Source organism: Halomonas sp. XH26, assembly GCF_024138895.1.
Classification (GTDB): domain Bacteria; phylum Pseudomonadota; class Gammaproteobacteria; order Pseudomonadales; family Halomonadaceae; genus Vreelandella; species Vreelandella alkaliphila.
The window spans coordinates 3,813,159-3,832,673 of record NZ_CP071889.1 but is presented as its reverse complement, the minus strand read 5'-3'; the positions used below and the strand labels follow the sequence as shown (position 1 = coordinate 3,832,673).

16 protein-coding genes are annotated in these 19,515 nt (G+C 52.5%); 6 read left to right on the top strand and 10 right to left on the bottom strand.

Annotated features, from left to right (window positions below; translation table 11 throughout):
• Positions 1–99: 99 nt before the first annotated feature.
• The 4 genes from cydB to J4377_RS17455 form a co-directional block, all read right to left on the bottom strand.
• Positions 100–1,098: a cytochrome d ubiquinol oxidase subunit II gene (cydB, locus tag J4377_RS17470; RefSeq protein ID WP_038479241.1), complete on the bottom strand. Its 999-nt coding sequence runs from the start codon at positions 1,096–1,098 to the stop codon at positions 100–102.
• Positions 1,095–2,519, bottom strand: a complete 1,425-nt coding sequence (locus J4377_RS17465; protein ID WP_038479238.1) for a cytochrome ubiquinol oxidase subunit I — start codon at positions 2,517–2,519, stop codon at positions 1,095–1,097. The genes cydB and J4377_RS17465 overlap by 4 nt, the downstream gene beginning before the upstream one ends.
• A 273-nt stretch (positions 2,520–2,792) precedes the next feature.
• Complete coding sequence (locus tag J4377_RS17460) at positions 2,793–3,134, bottom strand: DUF5368 family protein (protein ID WP_038479235.1); 342 nt, start codon at positions 3,132–3,134, stop codon at positions 2,793–2,795.
• A 12-nt stretch (positions 3,135–3,146) separates the two neighbouring features.
• Positions 3,147–4,529 carry an NAD(P)/FAD-dependent oxidoreductase gene (locus J4377_RS17455; protein WP_253486264.1) on the bottom strand — a complete coding sequence of 461 codons (1,383 nt, stop codon included), beginning with the start codon at positions 4,527–4,529 and terminating at the stop codon, positions 3,147–3,149.
• A gap of 352 nt (positions 4,530–4,881) precedes the next feature.
• On the opposite strand from J4377_RS17455, the gene J4377_RS17450 reads away from it, so the two are divergent.
• The 3 genes from J4377_RS17450 to J4377_RS17440 all read left to right on the top strand — a co-directional run bounded on the left by J4377_RS17450 (position 4,882) and on the right by J4377_RS17440 (position 6,622).
• Complete coding sequence (locus tag J4377_RS17450; RefSeq protein ID WP_095603499.1) at positions 4,882–5,316, top strand: hypothetical protein; 435 nt, start codon at positions 4,882–4,884, stop codon at positions 5,314–5,316.
• Positions 5,317–5,408: 92 nt separating this feature from the next.
• Complete coding sequence (locus J4377_RS17445; RefSeq protein ID WP_095603500.1) at positions 5,409–5,867, top strand: copper chaperone PCu(A)C; 459 nt, start codon at positions 5,409–5,411, stop codon at positions 5,865–5,867.
• Positions 5,868–6,004: 137 nt separating this feature from the next.
• Positions 6,005–6,622, top strand: coding sequence for an SCO family protein (locus J4377_RS17440; protein ID WP_370687191.1), 618 nt, complete (start codon positions 6,005–6,007; stop codon positions 6,620–6,622).
• Positions 6,623–6,836: 214 nt separating this feature from the next.
• On the opposite strand, the gene J4377_RS17435 is transcribed toward J4377_RS17440, so the two are convergent.
• The 3 genes from J4377_RS17435 to J4377_RS17425 all read right to left on the bottom strand — a co-directional run bounded on the left by J4377_RS17435 (position 6,837) and on the right by J4377_RS17425 (position 11,875).
• Positions 6,837–7,448, bottom strand: a complete 612-nt coding sequence (locus tag J4377_RS17435; RefSeq protein WP_051626389.1) for an ankyrin repeat domain-containing protein — start codon at positions 7,446–7,448, stop codon at positions 6,837–6,839.
• A gap of 72 nt (positions 7,449–7,520) precedes the next feature.
• Positions 7,521–10,631, bottom strand: coding sequence for an efflux RND transporter permease subunit (locus tag J4377_RS17430; RefSeq protein ID WP_253486263.1), 3,111 nt, complete (start codon positions 10,629–10,631; stop codon positions 7,521–7,523).
• On the bottom strand, positions 10,628–11,875 hold the full coding sequence (locus J4377_RS17425) for an efflux RND transporter periplasmic adaptor subunit (protein WP_253486262.1): 1,248 nt from the start codon (positions 11,873–11,875) through the stop codon (positions 10,628–10,630). The genes J4377_RS17430 and J4377_RS17425 overlap by 4 nt, the downstream gene beginning before the upstream one ends.
• Positions 11,876–12,205: 330 nt before the next feature.
• Between J4377_RS17425 and J4377_RS17420 the strand changes: the two genes are divergently transcribed.
• Complete coding sequence (locus J4377_RS17420; RefSeq protein ID WP_198348836.1) at positions 12,206–13,306, top strand: FAD-dependent oxidoreductase; 1,101 nt, start codon at positions 12,206–12,208, stop codon at positions 13,304–13,306.
• A gap of 145 nt (positions 13,307–13,451) precedes the next feature.
• Here J4377_RS17420 and J4377_RS17415 read toward each other — a convergent pair whose 3' ends face one another.
• The gene (locus J4377_RS17415) at positions 13,452–14,300 is read right to left on the bottom strand and encodes a sulfurtransferase (protein WP_253486261.1); all 849 of its coding nucleotides are present in this window, start codon (positions 14,298–14,300) and stop codon (positions 13,452–13,454) included.
• Between the two features lie 489 nt (positions 14,301–14,789).
• On the opposite strand from J4377_RS17415, the gene J4377_RS17410 reads away from it, so the two are divergent.
• Positions 14,790–15,308, top strand: coding sequence for a hypothetical protein (locus J4377_RS17410; RefSeq protein WP_095603507.1), 519 nt, complete (start codon positions 14,790–14,792; stop codon positions 15,306–15,308).
• A gap of 19 nt (positions 15,309–15,327) precedes the next feature.
• Positions 15,328–16,563 (top strand): tetratricopeptide repeat protein, encoded by a 1,236-nt coding sequence (locus J4377_RS17405; RefSeq protein WP_095603508.1) that lies wholly within the window; start codon positions 15,328–15,330, stop codon positions 16,561–16,563.
• 93 nt (positions 16,564–16,656) lie between these two features.
• On the opposite strand, the gene J4377_RS17400 is transcribed toward J4377_RS17405, so the two are convergent.
• Positions 16,657–18,219: an ATP-binding protein gene (locus J4377_RS17400; RefSeq protein ID WP_095603509.1), complete on the bottom strand. Its 1,563-nt coding sequence runs from the start codon at positions 18,217–18,219 to the stop codon at positions 16,657–16,659.
• Positions 18,220–18,504: 285 nt separating this feature from the next.
• Positions 18,505–19,497, bottom strand: a complete 993-nt coding sequence (locus tag J4377_RS17395) for a YeiH family protein (RefSeq protein ID WP_095603511.1) — start codon at positions 19,495–19,497, stop codon at positions 18,505–18,507.
• Positions 19,498–19,515 lie beyond the last annotated feature (18 nt).

Below are 19,515 nucleotides of genomic sequence, written 5' to 3'. Positions count from 1 at the left end.
TAACAAAGCGTTGGGTGTGTTGATTCAGGGCAGCATGACAATAGATACGCGCGCACCTATTGTCATGTGTCTACGCCCCGCTGATTAAAGTAGCAAGCATCAATGATAGCCTTCACCCACTTTAACTTTGCCTCGAAACACCCAGTAGGTCCATGCGGTGTAGGCCAGCACAATAGGGATCACAAACAGGAAGCCGATCAATAAGAACAGCTGTGACTCCGGGGCAGATGAAGCATCCCAAATGGTGTAGTTAGGCGGCACAATCACCGGCCATTTGCTAGCAATCAGACCCAGGTAGGTAAACAGGAAGATACCTAGCGCCATGACAAAAGGTAGCCCTTCATCTTGGCGCTTCACCGAACGGTACACCAAGCCTGAGCAGAGCAAGGCTAGTATAGGGAAGATCCAAATCAGTTGGAACGTATCCATCCAGCGGCTATACACCTCAGGGCTTACCAGCGGTGTCCAGATACTGACAATGGCAAACACGGCTAAGACGGCAAGTAACAGTTTAGGCGTGATCGCATAGGCCCACTGTTGTACATGGCCTTCTGACTTCATAATCAGCCAGGTAGCGCCCAGCAGAGCATAGCCAGCCATTAGTCCTAATCCGGTTAACACGGTGAACGGGGTTAGCCAGTCGAGCGCGCCGCCCACATAGCGAAAATCTTCAACGGCAAACCCCTGGATATAAGCACCCACCACGGCCCCTTGGGCAAAGGCGGCGATAGCGGAGCCCAAGAAGAAAGCCCGGTTCCACCAGCGGCGGTTTTTGTGCGACTTAAAGCGAAACTCAAAGGAAATGCCGCGGAAGATCAGACCGGCAAGCATTAAGAAAACACCAATATAGAGCGCTGGTAAGAAGACTGAATAGACCAGCGGAAACGCACCTAAAAGCCCTGCGCCACCGAGTACCAGCCAGGTTTCATTACCGTCCCACACGGGGGCGACAGAGTTCATCATGACATCGCGTGATTCTTCGTCAGGGGCAAAGGGATATAGGATCCCTAAGCCCAAGTCGAAACCATCCATAATGACGTACATGATGACACCAAAACCGATGATTACCGCCCATATTAAGGCTAAGTCGATACTCATAATGTGTTCGCTCCTGCGGTGGTCTCGCTTAAATCATCATCTAGCGGGGTGTGAGCGGCGGATAGTGGGCGCTTGGGACGCTCAATCTCACCGTCAACCTCGACGGGGTTATTCAACATGCCGTTACGCACCACGCGTGTGAGATAGTACACACCCACCACAAAAACAACGCTATATACCGCGATATAACCAATCAGCGTGAACAGAGCCATGCCGCCTGTTAACGAGGGAGTAAGGCCTTGCGCGTGTGTCATCACGCCATATACGAGCCAAGGTGCTCGGCCCGCTTCTGTCACAATCCAGCCAGAGAGCACCGCAAGAAAAGGCGTGATAATCATGGCGACTAAGGTTTTGAGAAACAGTTGGTTTGTAAACACTCGCGCTTTGCGACGCATCAATAGCCCGACTAGTGCGACGCCTATCATTAAGAAGCCAATGCCCACCATGATGCGGAATGACCAAAACACAATAGCGACAGGAGGCTGCTCATCGGGTGCTGCATCTGAAATGCCGGGGACGACCCCATCAGCGCTATGGGTGAGAATAATGCTGGCCATGCTAGGGATGCCAAGCTCGAAACGGTTCGCCTGGTTTTCCTGGTCGGGCAGCGCAAAGAGCAGCAACGGTACATTAGAGCGGGTTTCCCAGTTGCCTTCCATGGCCGCCACTTTCGTTGGCTGGTGCTCTAGGGTGTTTAGCCCGTGGAAATCACCGATCAATGCCTGAGCGGGTGTCAAAAAGAGGAGTAACCATAGGCACATGGAGAGCGCTTTCTTGTTGGCCTCTAAATCGCGGTTGCGCAATAGGTACCACGCGCTAACGCCAGCCACCACAAAACCTCCGGTGAGGAACGACGCCATGCCCATGTGCGCGAAGCGGTACCAGAACGACGGGTTAAAAATGGCCTCAAGCCAAGAGATAATATGGAAGCGGCCATCAATCAGCTCATAGCCTGCCGGCGTTTGCATCCAGCTGTTAGCTGAAAGGATCCAAAAAGACGAGATGAACGTACCGATGGCCACCATGATAGCGGCAAATAGGTGAACTCCTTGCGGTACCTTGTTGCGGCCAAAGAGGAGAACGCCTAAAAAGGCTGCCTCAAGGAAGAAGGCGGTCACCACCTCGTAGCTGAGGATAGGGCCAAGGAAGTTCGATGTAGCGTACGAGAAGTTGCTCCAGTTAGTGCCAAACTGGAAGGACATCACAATACCCGACACTACGCCCATACCGAACACTACGGCAAACACCTTGGTCCAGAACTGGGCTAAACGATCCCATGCCTGGTTGGCTGTTTTATAGAACAAACCATGCAACACCGCGATATACGAAGCCAAACCGATAGTGAACACCGGAAAGATAGCGTGGAAAGACACCACAAACGCAAACTGTAGACGGGATAAAACCAGCGGATCGAGCTCCATCGTGACCTCCAAGGGCATGAAGCATGATAAGAGATGTACGAGTGTTTAACGCGTGGTAAACAAGAACGTAATTCTCTTATATTGCTTTGGGTAATATGCTTATTACATATTTAATGGTACAAGAGGCGAAGCCGAAGTAACACACAAAAGTGGAGGGAAAAGTGATGGCGTATTGTCGCATCATGGGGGCGTAGATTAGCTGCGCCCCCCCTTATGTAGGCTGATTTATCGGCATGAATAAAAGCTAATGCTTCACGTGCTGCAGTAGTGAAGTTATTTCTCGTTTTGAAGACGAATTAAATAGCTCAATGGATGCAGGGTGATGAAAGCAATCACGAACGTTGCAATAGCAGCACCTATGAGCGCTATCCAGTCAACTACCGTCGCTACATAACCAAGAGTCGAGTGAGTGAGCCAAGGAACCCAGAGAAATGCCGTTAGCCCAATCAATACGGCTAGTAGGGAGGCGAGGTGGCTATGGTGATGAGTGATCTGATAACCGCGTAGATAGGCGAGTAAGAGCAGGCCAATGATAATGGTTAACCCTATCATTAGCAGCCATATAAATGGCGCTAAGGTGTACATCAGTATGGTTAGTATTCCGCCAATGGTCATATTTTTTTCTCCTTACGCTTGGCCTTCAAGCACTGCGTAGTAAGCTGGCTGAAGCATGCGGTCTTTCATTACCCATACGGCCCAGGACTCTTCAGTAGGATCAATAAATGGGAATGACGGCATAAACGCGAAATTATCAGCGTAACCAAACTCCACTAGCATAGCCTTGCCAATGCCGGTAATCATGGGACACGAGGTATAGCCCATATGGCGTGCAGGAAGCGCATTACCTTGCATCACGGCCAGTAGGTTCTCTTCGACCACCGGTGCTTGCGCCTTAACACTGGCGGCCGTTTTATTGATCGGTGCGCCAATCACATCGCCAATGCCAAATACCTCTGGATAACGATTGTGCTGCAAGGTGTGAATATCGACATCCAGCCACTCGCCCCTAAATGGGCCATCTTGCGCGATAAGCGCGCTTTGTTTAACAAAATCGTGAGCGCTCATAGGTGGCACGACGTGAATGAAGTCGTAGTCAGCAATCACGGTGGGTCGGTTATCACGCCTAAATTCTGCTTCGCGCAGCTCATGGTGCGAGGTGAACTCGCTTTCTGGCCCCACAAAAGCAAACTCAGCCTGTTTGGCGTGAGGGTCGATGGCGGAAAGGCGGTAGTAGTGTCGCCGATTAACGCTTTGATCATCAAAGCGTTGTTTAACAAACTCATCGACCCAGGGCTGGGAGAAGAGTCCTGCCCCTGGTGCCATATAGTCCACCGTGAAGGCGTCACGCTGCCCAGATGCTTCTAGCCTACTCAGCGTAGTGAAGGTCATTTTCAACGGCGCACCAGCACACTTTACGGGAGTGGGGGCAGCGGTAAAAATCCCTTTTCCCTGACCACTACTAAGCCACGTTTGAATAGCTTGGTTAGTTCGTGAAGCCCCTTCTATGCTGGCATAAACACTGCCAATGCCATGCTGTCCCACCAGTTCAGGCGTCATGCCCTCAATTAAGTGGTAATTGAGCTGAATGCCGGTTGCCACAATCAAGAAGTCGTATTCAAGCGTTTCGCCATTGGCTAGCGTAATGCGCTTGTTGTCGGCATCGATATAAGCGGCATGTTCACGCACCCAGTTCACGCCGCGAGGCATAAACTGCGCATTTGGACGCATGGTTTTCGCTGCGTTCCAAACGCCGGACGCCACCATTGTCCAGCCTGGTTGGTAATGATGTGTCTCGCGTGGTTCAACGAGGGTAATTGTGCCGCCTTTTAGTCGTTTGGTTAGTCGGTTCGCCATGGCCATGCCCGCCGCACCGCCACCAAGAATTACGATGTGTGCTTGCGTTTGCAACGTGTTGGCAGAAAGGGAGCTGAATGGTAGTAGGCTACCTACCCCCAGACTAGAGCCAACTTTTAACAGTTCTCTACGCGTCAATAATGGCGGCTTTTGCATAGGGGGCTCCTTAAGCGAATGCTAAGATATATCTTTTCGTAATATCATTATTCCATTATGGATGTTGTGTGTGAAAAAGCCATTATCATTTTGTCCAAGGCGACGAAAAGTATCACATCAATAAATTAATGAAGGCTCATTCGCGTTACGTAGCGGTAAGCCGAGCGTTTGCGTGCTCTGGGTCTTTTCCGCGGTACTGGCGGTAGTAGAAGGTGAGCATGGTAATGCTGTTATTGACCAGGGTATCCGGCAAGCAGCCAGCCAACCCTCTAACAGGTGCGACAATCTCTCACATTACGGTGAAGGTTACAGAGTCGTAGAGTGTTCGCTTATTCCCTGGTGAGATAACGTTATGCTGATTGGTAAAATGTTGTTAACAACTATCTTAATTATCCCATTGGGGGTAAGTGTTGCTACTGCACAAACTGTAAGTGAATCTCGCGATGTTTCAGAGCTTTCTAGTCCTATTGTACTTTTGACCCCTGTCGTTGCACGAAATGCTGATCACTTGCAACTGGACATTGATCAGCGATCTGCTTTGCAAGATTGGGTGGCTAAAAGCCCTGCAGTACGTGAGGCACTGGAAGATCTCGTAGTTGCTCAGCGCAACGAGCTGCGCCAAATGATTCTCAGTGGTGCTGACATTGAAGCGCGCACTGAAAAAGCAGCGTATATCGGTCAGTTGGAATCCGAGTTGCTGATGATGCGCTCTAGCTGTGTTGAATATTGGCGTGAAACACTTAATGAAGAGCAGTTTGCTCAAGCCCTTCAATTAGCCGATATCTAAGGCATTAATTTATATGCGTAAATTCTGATCCTTGGCGTTTTCTTTCTAGTCTCTGCTGAGGTGAGATGATGGTTTGATAGGAGGTATGCAGTATGTTGAATATTCGTTCTACTTTTTTAGCGATAAGCGCAATAGTATTTTCTTCCTTTGTAAATGCAGACTCGCTGACCGTTGAAAATCCTTTTGTGCGCGAGGTGCCGCCTGGCTCACCTGCGACGGCTGCCTTTATGCAGCTGTATAACCAAAGTGATGCGCCAGTGCGTTTAATAAAGGCCCAAAATAGCATCACAGATTATACAGAGTTACATGATCACGTAGTGATTAATGAAGTAATGCAAATGCGCCAGGTCGATGCTATTGAAGTTCCAGCCCGTGGGGAAGTTCAGCTTGCGCCTGGAGGGCTGCATTTAATGCTTATTGGTTTAGACCAGCCGGTGAAGGAAGGCGATACCTTAACGTTTAATTTGATTTTTGATAATGGCGATGTGCTGGAGTTTGAAGCCCCTGTACGCCCTGTGATGCCTATGCATCATTCATCTTCAAGTGAATAGTTTTTATCGTCTGAGATAATGCAAGAGTGTTAGCGCTTGTTATTTAAAATAGGCATGCTAAAAGCGGTATCGTACGCTGTGCTTACTCGTATGTGGCGATTGCTAGCTAATTATGAATATTACTAAAGGAAATGGCCATGTTTAAAGCATCTTTATCTCGGTCGGTTCTAATTACGCTATTGGCTGGGTTGTTAGTTTTCAGTTTGGTCGTCGTCGGTACGCTGATGTTTAAGACAATCCTCTCTGCTCAAGGTCGTAATGATGAAAAGGTTGGCGGGCCGATTGAACTGGTTTCTACAAGGGGAGATTTTTCCTTAACTGATTTGGGTGATCATCAAGTAGCCGTTGTGACCTTTGGCTATACCTACTGTCCTGATGTTTGCCCGATGAATCAAGCCGTCAAAAAGCAAGCTTTGCTAGAGCTCACGGAAGAAGAGCGCGAACGTGTTGTACCGCTGATGATTTCAGTCGATCCTGAGCGAGACAGCTTAGAGAGACTGCAGGAATATACCGCTTTTTTCGGTGAAAGTTTTATCGGTGCTACTGGAACTAAGCAACAGTTGGAAGAACTGACTGATCGTTATGGAGTCATTTGGCGGAGAGTAGAAGCTGAGAGCTCTGCAATGGGTTACACCATTGACCATAGCGCATCCTTGTATTTGGTTAATCGTGAGGGCGATATTATTCAACAAGTTCTCTATTCCTCTAGTCCGGAAGGGCTCGTAAATGCGATTAAAGATTTTTTTAATAGCTAGCACCAATGCTTATGCATACGCTTGTGAGCATTTAACTCTATCGATCTAGTAATGGTGTTCAGGGGGGTTAATAGAACTGACCGTTTTCTTTCTAGTTTCTAGTGAGGAGGGTGCTTTTTGTTGGTGCGTCTTCTGAATGCGATTGTGGATATAGTTTTTTAAATATAGCTTTGTGGGTATGGTTTTAATCGTCTAGAAGCCTAGTGTTACATACCTATAGCTTGCTACCCAGCAGCATTACGATTGACTGATTGCCTTCTAGTGCGGCCCAATGTATCGCATTTTGACCTTTGTTGTCAGTAAGAAGGGGGTCTGCACCATAATTCATTAACAGTTCTACCGCCTGGCTATCATTTTGCTTGGCGGCCCAAATAAGCGCTGTCCAGCCGAGATTATCTTGATGATTTACTTGAGCGCCATGGCTTAAGAGGTACGCTAAAGCCTCAGTTTGGCGGCTTACTACGGCAATCATAACCGAGGTATAGTGACTTTCATCATGGTGCTCTATGTCGGCTCCCGCTTCATTTAGTTGTTTGAGAGCAGACATGTTACCCAGCGAAGCTGCTTTCATTAATGGCGACCAGCCGCAGTTATCTGAGCTATTTAGGTCGGCACCACGGTCGATTAGGGATGTGACTTTTTCACTATTACCCTCCTCAACAGCACGAAATAGTTCAGTGCGGCCTAAATGGTCGCGTTGATTAATTTCCTGGGTCACTAGTTGGTAACTGATGTAGGCAAATGCGGCGACAATAATGGGAAGTACAACACCACTTGTCATGGGGAAACGTGTTAGTAATGTGGTTAGTTTAGCCAGTGGTCTCATGTTTTAGTGTTTCCAGTGATAGTTACAGGCTGTCAGTGAATACGGTGGTTTGGTAAATAGCCTGCTAATAAATTAACGTCCCACCGGCCAGCGTTGGCGGCCATGCTCCACCCACGAAAGCAGCGCAGGGATAATAAACAGCACCAGCAGCGTAGAGCCACCCAAGCCAAAGGCAATCGAGGTGGCCATGGGTATCAAGAATTGGGCCTGCAGCGATGTTTCAAACAGCAGTGGTAACAGGCCACCAATTGTGGTCAGTGATGTGAGCAGCACGGCCCTGATCCGTTGCACAACGGCTTCATTGAGTGCCTCGTCAATTCCCAGGCCTTTTTCACGCTGCTGGCGATAGAAGCTGACCAGAATAATGGCGTTATTAACCACAATGCCAGATAGCCCAAATAGGCCGAAGAGCGACAAAATGGTTAAATTAATCCCCAGCGCCCAGTGCCCCAGCAGGGCACCTACCAGGGAAAAGGGGATAATTGCCATCACGATCAGCGGCAGGGTCCAGGACGCAAACACCCAGGTTAAAACGCCGTACATCAAGCCTAAGCCAATCATCAAGCCGGTGCGCATATCCGCCATGGTTTCACGCTGGTCAGCAGCACGCCCCTCGAAACTGGTGGTCAAAAAGTATTCACGCTCTAAACGGGGCAGTAGCCCAGCGGAGAGGCTTTCTAGCACCTGTTCTGCGGACGTGGTTTGGCTGTCAATCTCAGCGGTCACTTCAACGGCCAGCTGACCTTCAGCATGGCGTAAGGTCTCGAACCCTTGGCGGTGGGATAAATCCATCACCTGAGAGAGCAGCACCTGACGACCATCCGCTAGCGTTATCGCTAGTCTGGAAAGGGTAGATAAGCGCTCGCGTTGGTGCCTGGGCAGTTGAACGCGCACTTCGATTTCATCGGCTCCGGATTGATGTATCTGCACAATCTGACCATCAAAAGCGGTACGTAGCTGGCTACCCAGGTCGTCAGTGGTCAGGCCGAGCGCTTGGCCATAGGCGTTAACGCTGTAGATCAGCTGCTCGCGCCCCCAGGGCATATCATTTTCCGTACTGAGTACGCCGGGCAATCCAGCCATGGCCTCGCCGAGAATATCGGCGGCATGGCGCAGGCCCTCGGCGTTTTCACCGATCAGACGGATGTTGACATCCTTGCCCGGTGGGCCAGCGGCACGTTCGGTGATATTCAGATTATCCAACCCGGCCGGTGTTTGTATCCGTTCGCGCCAGGCGCGAATAAATTCCACATTGCGGACGTCACGGGCATCAGGCGAGGTCAGCTCGACCATCACTGAACCAACGCCATCGCCAGTGCGTGCCGGTGCGCCGCCTGCCTGGGTGCTGCCGTAATGGGCAACTGCTGTGCGCACTAAGCCGCCGCCCATGGCGTCATCGGTTTCTTGTAAGGTGGCCTGCAGGTGGTCGACAAAATCCGCCACTTGCCCGCGATGGGTGCCCGCCACAAAGCTGGCGTTGGCATATACGATGCTGGATTCCGGCGAAGGGAAAAAGTTGAAGCCTATGCGGCCACCGGCCAGCAGCCCGGCAGTGACCAGCGTGATGGCCAGCGCGGTGGTTAGCGTAACGCCACGGTAGCGTAGCGAGCGTTGGGAAAAGCGACGGAAGGGGCCTTCGCGGAACTGATCAAAACGCGCTTCAAACCCTTGGCGCAGCCGCTCAATACCACGGGCAGGATGATTGGCCTTATTAGCGGGTATAAACGCATTGCGCAGGTGTGCAGGCAGCACCACAAAACATTCCAATAGCGAGGCGATGAGCACGCAGATCATAATAATGGGAATATCGCCGAGGATATTACCAATCACCCCACCGACCATTAATAGCGGCATGAAAGCCGCCACCGTGGTGAGTGACGAGGCGACCACTGGCCAAAGCATGCGGCGGGCTGCGCCGGCAGAGGCCAGTTTGGGGTCTTCGCCCATGCGATGGTGGGCGTCTGCGTCTTCGCCCACCACAATCGCATCATCGACAATCATCCCAAGTGCCATAATGAGAGCAAACAGCGACATCATGTTAATCGAGCCGCCAATGCCCCAGAAAACCCCTAAAGAAGCGAGAAACGCGGTAGGAATGCCGATGGCGACCCACAGTGCTACCCGGGCAGGAAGAAAGAAATAGAGCAGAATCACCACCAGCAGCAGACCGGTTAGGCCGTTGCCCAGCAGCAATGAAATACGCTCGTCGATCAGTTGCCAGGACTCATCGTAAACCGCTAACTCGACGCTGGGCGGCAGGGTGGGGCGCGTTGCTGCCAGCCAGCGCTCCAAGTGCTGCGCGGCTTGAAGCGAGTCGCCGCTTTCCGCGCGCTGCAAAATCATCTCAACGGCGGGCTGGCCACGGTAAGTCAGTTCGACTTCCCCATCTCTTGCTTCCTGATGAATGAACGCGATGTCACCCAGGCGCAGCTGCAGGCGGTCATTACTGAGAACCGGCATGTCCTCGAAGGCAAGCGCATCACGGTGTTGTTCAAGCGAGCGCAGTTCCCGGGTGCTGTCTTGTTGCCCCAATAAGCCCGCCGGTAAGTCTCGAGACATGCCCTGCACCTGGGCGGCCACTTCCCCAAGCGATAATCCGAGCGCTTGCAGGCGTTCGGTAGGCACTTCGATACTAATTTGTTGAGCAGGAAGCCCGTTGAGCTGAATACGATCAATCCCTGCCATTAGCAGCGAGTCTTCAAAACGATGGGTTAGCTGGCGCAGTTCATGGGGGGCAAGATCGCCATACACCAACAGGCGCGCGACGGGTTCGTAACGCGCTTGGCGAGAGATCTCCGGCGGGTCAGCGCTGGCAGGAAGGTTCGTAAAACTATCGACTTGCTGGCGAATATCATCTAGCGCTAGTACCGGGTCGCTACCTTCTTCCAGTTCCAGGGTGATATTGGCAATGCCCTGGGCCGAGGTGGAGGTCATGCGCTTCAAGCCATCTAGGCTGCGTAGCCGCTGTTCAAGCGGGTTGGTAATGCCCTGTTCAATGTCCTCGGCAGACGCACCGCTCCACATCACGCGCACGTTAACTACATCGAGCGCGAAGGTGGGGAAAAACTGGATATTCATGCGCGCAATACCTAGCGCACCGCCCAGCAGCATCACCAGCATGATTAGGTTGGCCGACACCTTGTGGCGAACAAAAAAGCCGATAAAGTCGCCGCGCTGGGTCATGGGGTGGCCTCAGCGCCAGCCAAGGGTTGGATGACCTCTACCGGCAGCCCGTGAACAGCGTTGGGCAGGTGGGTCGACATGACGCGGTCGCCTGCTTCCAACGTTTCAGCGCGCACTAATAGCCAACGCTCTCCGTCTTGCTGGGCTGCTTCGCCCAACCGCTCAACGCGCTGACGCTCCAGGCGGTTATCGTGATTAATGCGATAAAGTAGATCAGCTCCGTGCAAGGCAGAGTAGGGCACGGCAACGGCATTTTTCACCCCAGGACGGCGAAGCTGAACGGCCACCATGGCCCCTGGGCGCAACCCATGGTGTTGGCCCTGTACTGAGAGAATGGCTTCGGTGCCGGTTGGGTCGCTTTCCCCCGCCAAGCGCTCTAGTACGAAGTGCTGGTTGCCATTCGTGGCGGTGGCTTCCAGCGGTGCACCGCTTGGCAGGTGCGCTTCAAGTTCCGCGTGATACGGTTGGGGAATTCGGGCGCGTAGTTCCAGGCCATCTAACGGATAAAGCGATAGCAAGGCGGCGCGCGGGGCCACATCGTCGCCTTCAGCGACTTGCACCCGCGTCACGCTGCCAGCGAAGGGCGCGTGAACACGGCCACGCTCTAGACTGCGCCGCGCATCGGCCGCTTGCACCTGAGCCCTGGCCAGGCGGGCTTCCAAACTGGCCAGCCGAGAAGGATACTCGGCAATAGCGCTTTCCCGCGCTGACACATTCAGCTGGGCACGAGCGACGGCGTCGCGGGCCGTATCGACGTCTGTTTGAGACGTCAGGTTACGTCCTTCCAGCGAACGATTGCGTTCCAATTGGCGGTTAGCGCTGGCAAGAAGAGTGCGCTCTTGGGCTAATACTTGGCGGTTATTCTCATGGCGGATGCGCTCGTTTTCCAGCTGGGCTTGAAGGTCGGCAAGTTCAGCCTCGGCTTGGCGCAGAGGCGATGACAGGTCGTCTTCATCCAGTGCTATCAGCAACTCACCCTGGGCTACCCGCTGGCCGTCGCTTACCGGCCGCTGAGCCACCCGCGCTTGAACTGGCGCTACTAGGGTGACCATGTCCGGCGCGACCACTTCCCCGAACAGCGAAAGCAGTGGCACATGTTCGCTGGGAGAAACGGTCAATGCCTCAACGGGCCAGCGGCGCTCCTGAGCCTCCACTGGGGCTGGCTCAGGGCGTGTGTAACGCAATGCCATAAAGCTGACAATGCCAAGAATGAGAATCACCAGAGGAAGCAGGCGTTTTAGCATAAGGATATCTTTATATGGAATAAGGCCTGCTTATCTTAACGCGCTTGTATCCAAATAATATCGGTTAATAACACTGTTGCGACAATGCGGCGCACTAAACTTCAGCGTTATCTCAGATGGATTGGACATAAGGCGTCGTGACCGTGGATGGAAGATCCCTTGCTCTACATTTGTCACTATCTGGGCAGCGGAGCAACGTCTAGTGAGGCTAAGGCCTGTACGTATTGGCTGTTAAAGGCAGCTTCGAGGATTTAGACAGGTTGGGATGACGGCTATCTACACATGATACTGCGGTATGCTTTCGGTTTTTATCAACCATCGAGACTTTTCATGCATACATCACGTATCGCCATTATAGGCGCTGGGTTGGCGGGGCTGTATGCCGCGTATTTATTGGAACAACGGGGCATCAGCGATTATGTGATGCTGGAAGCACGAGAGCGGGTGGGTGGACGTATTGCAACGTTAATACCCAGCGGAGAGGTGCCGGTGGTGGGGAGCGCAGAGTCTTTTGATTTAGGACCTTCTTGGTTTTGGCCTGAGTTTCAACAGGCGCTTGGAGCGCTGGTGGAATCGCTGGGGCTGTCATCGTTTGCCCAGTATGAAACCGGCGATATGCTTATGGAGCGCTCCCACCAAATGCCGCCGGTTCGCATGCAGGGCTTTGTAAATCAGCCGCCTTCTATGCGGCTACGGGGTGGCATGCAAGCGCTGATTGATGCATTGCATCAGCGCATTGGTCCTGAGCATATTTTTACCGGCCAGGCCGTTCAGTCGATGGCACTCACTTACAATTGTCGTGTGGAGATTCTGTGTACTTCTGGGCAGCGTTATAACGCCCAGCATGTGTTACTGGCTGTGCCGCCGAGATTAGCGGCGCAGGCAATGATGTTTTCACCGGCGTTACCTGAGGGGCTTACTCATCAGTGGGCGAGCACTGCTACCTGGATGGCCCCCCACGGCAAATATGTCGCCCTGTACCCCACGCCTTTTTGGCGAGATGAGCATCTTTCGGGGGAGGCGCGCAGTCTACTGGGCCCGCTGGGTGAAATTCATGATATGTCTCACCCAGATGGTCACGGCGCGCTGTTTGGCTTTTTTAGTTTGCCCGCCAGTACGCGAGCGCAACTTGGTGATAAGGCACTACGTCAGCACTGCCGCGCACAGCTGGCCAGGCTGTTTGGCCCTCAAGCTGCTAGCCCGAGAATGGATGTGATTAAAGACTGGGCGCAGGAGTCGTTCACCGCTACCTATGCTGATCAGATACCCATCGAGCATCACGGTACTGCGCCCCCTGCTCGGGCGGCTGATGGGCCTTGGGAGCCTCGCTTAACGGGTATTGGTAGCGAGTGGGGTAAGCACTATGCCGGCTACCTGGCTGGTGCCATTGAAGCCGCTGAGCGGGGCGTCGCGGATATGTTAGCAAAGTAGGGAGCTTGCCTTAGCGTTTGCCATCGTGTTGAGACTCATAGCCTCTGTGTGCTTGGAGTGTAGCGAATTCAAGCCCGACGCTTGCTGTTTGCGTAGAGGTTTGTGAAGCGTCCATTGCTATTGGTCAGAGCCATTCATACAAAGCCTAAGCCACTGGGAGTGACTCATCGCTCCCCCAGTCTGCCCAAGAACCGTCGTACAGCGATAGCTGATGGTATCCCACCAGTTCGGCGGCCAGCAGAATGATGCAGGCGGTGATGCCCGAGCCACAGGAAAACACCAGTTGGGGTTCACTGTTGGATTGGAGAGATGGAGCAAGCGCTATAAAGATGGCCTTCAGCTCGCTAACAGGTTTAAAACAATTTCCCTCTAGCACCTCTGTAAACGGCAGATTATGAGAATTGGGGATATGACCACTGCGCACCCCAGGTCGGGGTTCAGGTACCTGTGCCAGGAAGCGTGAACGCGATCGGGCATCAACAACGGTTACTTGGCTATCGTCCAGGTATTGCAAAACGTACGCTGAGTTTCGCACTCGGCTGTGATCAAGGTTGGCGACGAAGTTGCCGGGCTTGGTTGTCGTTTCCGCGATGGTAGAAACAACGTCCCGCTGTTCGGCTAGCCACTGTGGCAATCCTCCATCCAGTACAAAAACGTGTTCAACGCCCATTGATCGGAAAATCCACCAAGCCCGAGGCGCCGAATAGATGCCTTGGTTATCGTACAGTACGACGAGGCTTTCGGTCGTAATGCCTAGCTTTTGAGCTTCCTCAGTGACTTGCTCCTCTGTTGGAAAGGCGTGAGTCTGAGAAGAGCCGGTATCACAAAGCACACTTTCAAGATCGATCTGGCGGCTACCCGGTATCCACACCGGGCGATCATAGACGATAGGCTCTTTACCAATCACCGTCGCCATGCTCGCATCGATCAGCACTAACCGTTTGTTATCTAGGTTGTCTTGCAGCCATTGGGTCGTCACAAGGGGGGATGACATGATGTTCTCCGATAAGGGGCTGGCAGCCTATGTTACTCAAATGCTTAGTGGGCTTTGAATAACAACAGACAGCGTGATGAAGCGTTGGAAATTCAAATTGTTTATAACTGACTGAATCGTAAAACTACTTTAATAGCCAAAAGGAAATAGCTCAAAGGGTGTGCGGAATGCGCGGGATGATTAAATGTGACTGCGTGGCAGCATCACTAATAGGGGCCGAGCTAATGCCAGCGATAGACATCCTCGCAGCTGTATCATGCCATGCAACTAGACGCTGCTTAATTAATTTCTAAAGTTATGAAAATTTAGGTCGTTAAGAATTAATGGCCATCTCGCATGTGGCGCAACGCTATAGCGTGTTGGTGCTAGCGACCTCGGATCAGACGAGCGATCCCGCTACTGGGTTCGTCTGAGGCATGGTGGTAACTCTAATGTAATAAATAATCATGACGTGCGCCGAAAGGCCGTGTTTAAGCATGGAGAAAAAAGATGAAATGGATGTATTGGCTATCGTTACTCTTGATAGCCGTGTGCCCGCCTGTGTTAGCCAACCCTGCCCCTTTTGGCATGCCTATTGGTGAATTAAGCATTCAGGAGGCGGAGGCACAGTTCTCTCTACGGCCTGCGGGTACCAATGAGTACAGCGGGGGAAGAATGTTTACGGCACCGGTCGCGCAGTTCTCCTTCGAAGGGCTTCAGGAGATGACGCTGGTTTTTGATCAAGACGAGCAGCTGGTCGCGGTATTAGCCACGCTCAATAAACAGCGCTTTGATGCCCTTTTTAACGGGCTATCAGAGCGTTATCGCCTACTCTCCAGTCAGCGCCCCTTCGTGGGCAATAAAATGGCGAACTTTGAAGCGGGTAATACCGAAGTTCATCTGGATGCACCGCACCTTAGCTTTCAGATGACATTAAACTATCTCGAAAAAGGGTTTTTGAGCAGTTTTCGTGAAAAAAGCTCAAGCGCTGAACGTCGTCAGCAACAACATGAAATGAATCAGCTTTAAAAGAAAAGAGAAACAGAGCATGAACATAAAAAGCAGGGAATGGGTGCGCATACCTTTACTTACTTTAGCCCCTTTTGTGCTTTCTGGCTGTTTAAGCAGCCTGCCAGAGATTCCTAGCGTTGGCAGTGGAGCAAAATCGCAAGACGCAGAGAGTAGCCAAACCGGCACGGCGGGCAACTTGGATATGGGGTTGGCGGCCCTGTTTCAGGAAAACTATATCGAAGCACGCAGCTTGCTGGCGCCAGTAGCCGAAGCAGGAAATGCTGAAGCACAATATCACTTAGGAACCATGTTCCAATTTGGGCAAGGCGTGGCGCAAGACTACCGCCAGGCGGCTGAATGGTATCGGCGCGCCGCGGAGCAAGGCAACATTTTTGCTCAAACCGATCTAGGGTCTCTTTACAGTGAAGATCGGCCTGGGCTCGCCCGTGATGACATTCTAGCCGCTGAGTGGACGCAACGTGCAGCGGAGCAAGGTAATCGCATCGCACAGTACAACCTCGGTTTGTTCTATGCTAATGGCCGTGGTGTACCGCAAAACGATACGCTGGCGGTAGAGTGGTACCGTCGTGCGGCAGAGCAGGGAGACCCCAGTGCTCAGCTTAACTTAGGGGCTATGTATGCCAGTGGCCGAGGGGAGCCGCAGAACTATGCGCAAGCCGCCGAGTGGTACACGCTGGCCGCTAATCAGGGCGATCATATTGCACAAAAAAACCTTGGTCTGATGTATCTGAGTGGGGATGGCGTACCAAAAAATGAAGCGCTCGCCTATACCTGGTTCCGCCGATCAGCGGACCAAGGGAATATGACAAGTCTGCTTGAGGTAGGGTTGGCGCATTATTATGGGCGTGGGGTCGATCAAGATAAAGCTACAGCGGCAGAGTGGTTTAAGCGTGCAGCCGCAAAGGGCAGCGACGGCGCCCAATATAACCTGGGGCTTATGTACACCAATGGTGAGGGCGTGCTTCAAGATTACGCTCAGGCAGTGCGCTTCTATCGGTCGGCGGCTGAGCAGGGCAATACCAATGCCCTTAACAATCTGGGGGGGGCGTATAGGGAAGGTAAGGGGGTTCCCCAGAATAGTGTGTTGGCCTACGCGTTGTATAATTTGGCGGCAGCAAGGGGGAATGAATTAGCAGCAGGTAATCGTCGTCAACTGTTGTCTCAAATGACGCCCGCTCAGGTGCAGGAAGGGCAGCGTTTAGCAGCGGGCTGGCGTGAGGGGCAGCCCTTGCCAAGACACACACGACTTTAAGGCGAGCCTATCGAAACTGTATTAACTGACCGGCCCTTGCGGCCGGTTTTTTTCGTTGAGCTTAAGCAGAGGGCTATGATAAGCAGCAGCGTGCTAGAGTGTCTCCACTTCAAACGCCACAATTTGGCGCTGAACGCTTGAAAACTCCACGCCTACTAAGTGAATAGGCTTGCCACTGGCACGGTACTTGTCGGCGTAGCCTTTGGCTTTGATTTGTTCCAGCGCTTTACCCTTGGGCAGCTGTTCGACCACTTTGAACTCAAACAAGTAAACATGGCCGTTAAAGTCGACGCTCATATCTACTTTGCCGTGGTGGCTGGCGTCTTCCACTGTTACGTTCACACCCAGCGCGGCAAAGTGGCTGTAAAACACGCTCGCGTAATGGCCTTCATATTGGGCTATCGGATTGTTGCGGTACCAGTCATGGGGTAAACCGGCATAAAGCGCTTTGAGGTGGGTTTCCAGGCCTGGGAGGTCGTGTGCCTGCAAGGTACGGAACAGCGTGAGCCGCTCTCGAGGGGGTGCTTGCACGCCCAGTACGGGTAACAGCGCTTGGTTAAGGCTGGTTTCCACCTCAAGGTTGGGGTAACCCAAGGTGTAGAGCCAGTAACCGGTCATCGGCTCCTCGACGGCATGCGCGGTAAGGTAGCCCGTTTGGAATAAGAGAGCTTCTGTGGCGATATGGTCGACATCAAATCGGCCTAACAATTCGGCTTCCGTTTGCAGTTGGCTCAAGGCAGGCGTAAACACACCGCGTTTTTTTAGCAGTTCTACTAAAAACGTAGGGGTAGCGCTCTCAAACCAGTAAGGGGTGAATTTCCGCTCTTCTAGTAAGAGCAACACATCAAACGGATTATAAACGCTGGGTACGTCTTGCCCGCCCCAACGGTAACCGTTGTACCAGCGACGAATCTCGTCACGGTCAAGCCCAGGCAGTTCAGGGGCAAACACCGTATCCACATCGTGGTCGGTATAGCCACAGATAGCGGCATAGTCGGATGAGAGTGTGATGTCGCGCAGGTTGTTCAGCCCTGAAAACAGGCTGACTTTGCTGAACTTCGACACCCCGGTCAATAGCACAAAGTGCAGGTGGGGATCGGCGTCTTTCAGTACGCTATAGAGGTTTTTTAGCCCTTCGCGCAGTTCGCGTGCCCTATCGCCATCAAGGATATTGTCCAGGATGGGTTTATCGTACTCGTCGATCAGCACCACCACGCGTTGGCCGTGAACACGATGCGCGTGCTCGATCAAACTCGCAAAGTCGTCTGCAATGCGCTCAGGGGGCATTGACGTAATCTGCAGGCGTGCCCGCTGCTGCTGCAACTGATACCGAATGTTAGCGTCTAGATCCTCACGGTCAGTCGCCACCCCATTGCCAAAGCTTAAGCGCACCACCGGGTAGCGCTGCTGCCAGTCCCACTTATCGTGAATATATAACCCGTCAAATAGCGCTTCGCGGCCCTCAAACAGGCAGCCCAGGGTATCCAATAGCAGGCTTTTACCAAAGCGGCGCGGGCGGGAGAGAAAATAGTATTTGTTCTGATTCGCCAGCTTTTCAATAAACGGCGTTTTATCGACGTAGTAATAGCCGCCTTCTCGAATATCCGAAAAGGTTTGAATACCAATAGGCAACTTACGACGATGAGCAGCTGGCATGCTGGCCTCCAAGGCTGAATAGATCAATCACATGGCAGTTTAGCATGGTGGCGATAAGGGCTGGTTGCGCGTACGATGCTACGTTTTTTGGCGGCGGCATTGTTCGGGCTTCATACGTCATTACACTACTCAAACCTGCACATATCGTGTGTTGGTCAGAGGTCAAATCTGCCGTGCGCGTTACGTTAGGGTTGCGCATTACGCCGATAACAGAAGCATAGAAGCGAGGCAGCAGCAATAGGGTGCCAGGCGGTCCCATCGGGTTTGATATGGTGGAGCCTCTGTTCAGCCCATCAGAAGCTGACTGGCTAGGCCACCTCCCACCAGAAGTAAGCCAAACAGGATGAACCCCAGTATAAAAGGGCGGATACCCAACTCCTTGAGCTTTTCGACTCGGGTTTCAAACCCCAGTGCGGCCATGGCCATGGTCAACGCAATCTGACCCGCCAGAACGAGTATCTGATGGAGGCTGCTAGGCAAGTGGATAACACTGTTGAACACAATCATGGCGATGAACCCGAAGGCAAACCAGGGGATTATGGGCTTGCCCGCCTCTGATCCTGAGTCACGGGCCTGCTGACGAAGCCACCATTGCCCGACGATCAATAGGAAGGGCAGCAGCAGTATCACACGAACCATTTTGACAATGACAGCACTGGCCAATGCCTCGGGGCCCACCGCATCAGCAGCGGCCACGACCTGGGCGACTTCGTGGACAGTCGCACCGATATAGACCCCAAAGAGACCTTCGTTCATTCCCGCAAGCGGGTATAAAAGAGGGTAGACAAGCATTCCCATTGTGCCGAACAGCACGACAGTGGCGACGGCTATGGAGGAGGCCGCGGGCCGCGAACGAATGACCGTTTCGGTTGCGAGCACCGCCGCTGCACCGCAGATGGCACTGCCTGCACTTGTTAATAGTGTTGTTTCACGATCCATACCCAGTATGCGGGTGCCGATCTGATAGCCGATGATGAGAACACTGCAGATCACCACCAGATCCAACAGCAACACCTTAAAACCAAGGGCGAAGACTTGTTGCAGGGTTAATGACAGTCCAAACAGTACAATGCCGCCCCGCAGCAGCCAGCGGGTGGCGAATGTTAATCCTGGTTGAGTACTGGGAAGGCGGTGTGCAAGAGGCAGGTTACCCACAGCCAGGCCTAACAGTAAGGCGAATACCAATGGGCTAATACCTTTGGAAGCGAGTCCGGGGAGGTTAGCCAAGCCAAAACCTGCCAAGGTTAGGGTGCTACACAGAATCAGACCTTGCCACATGATGCTTTCTCTTGTTGG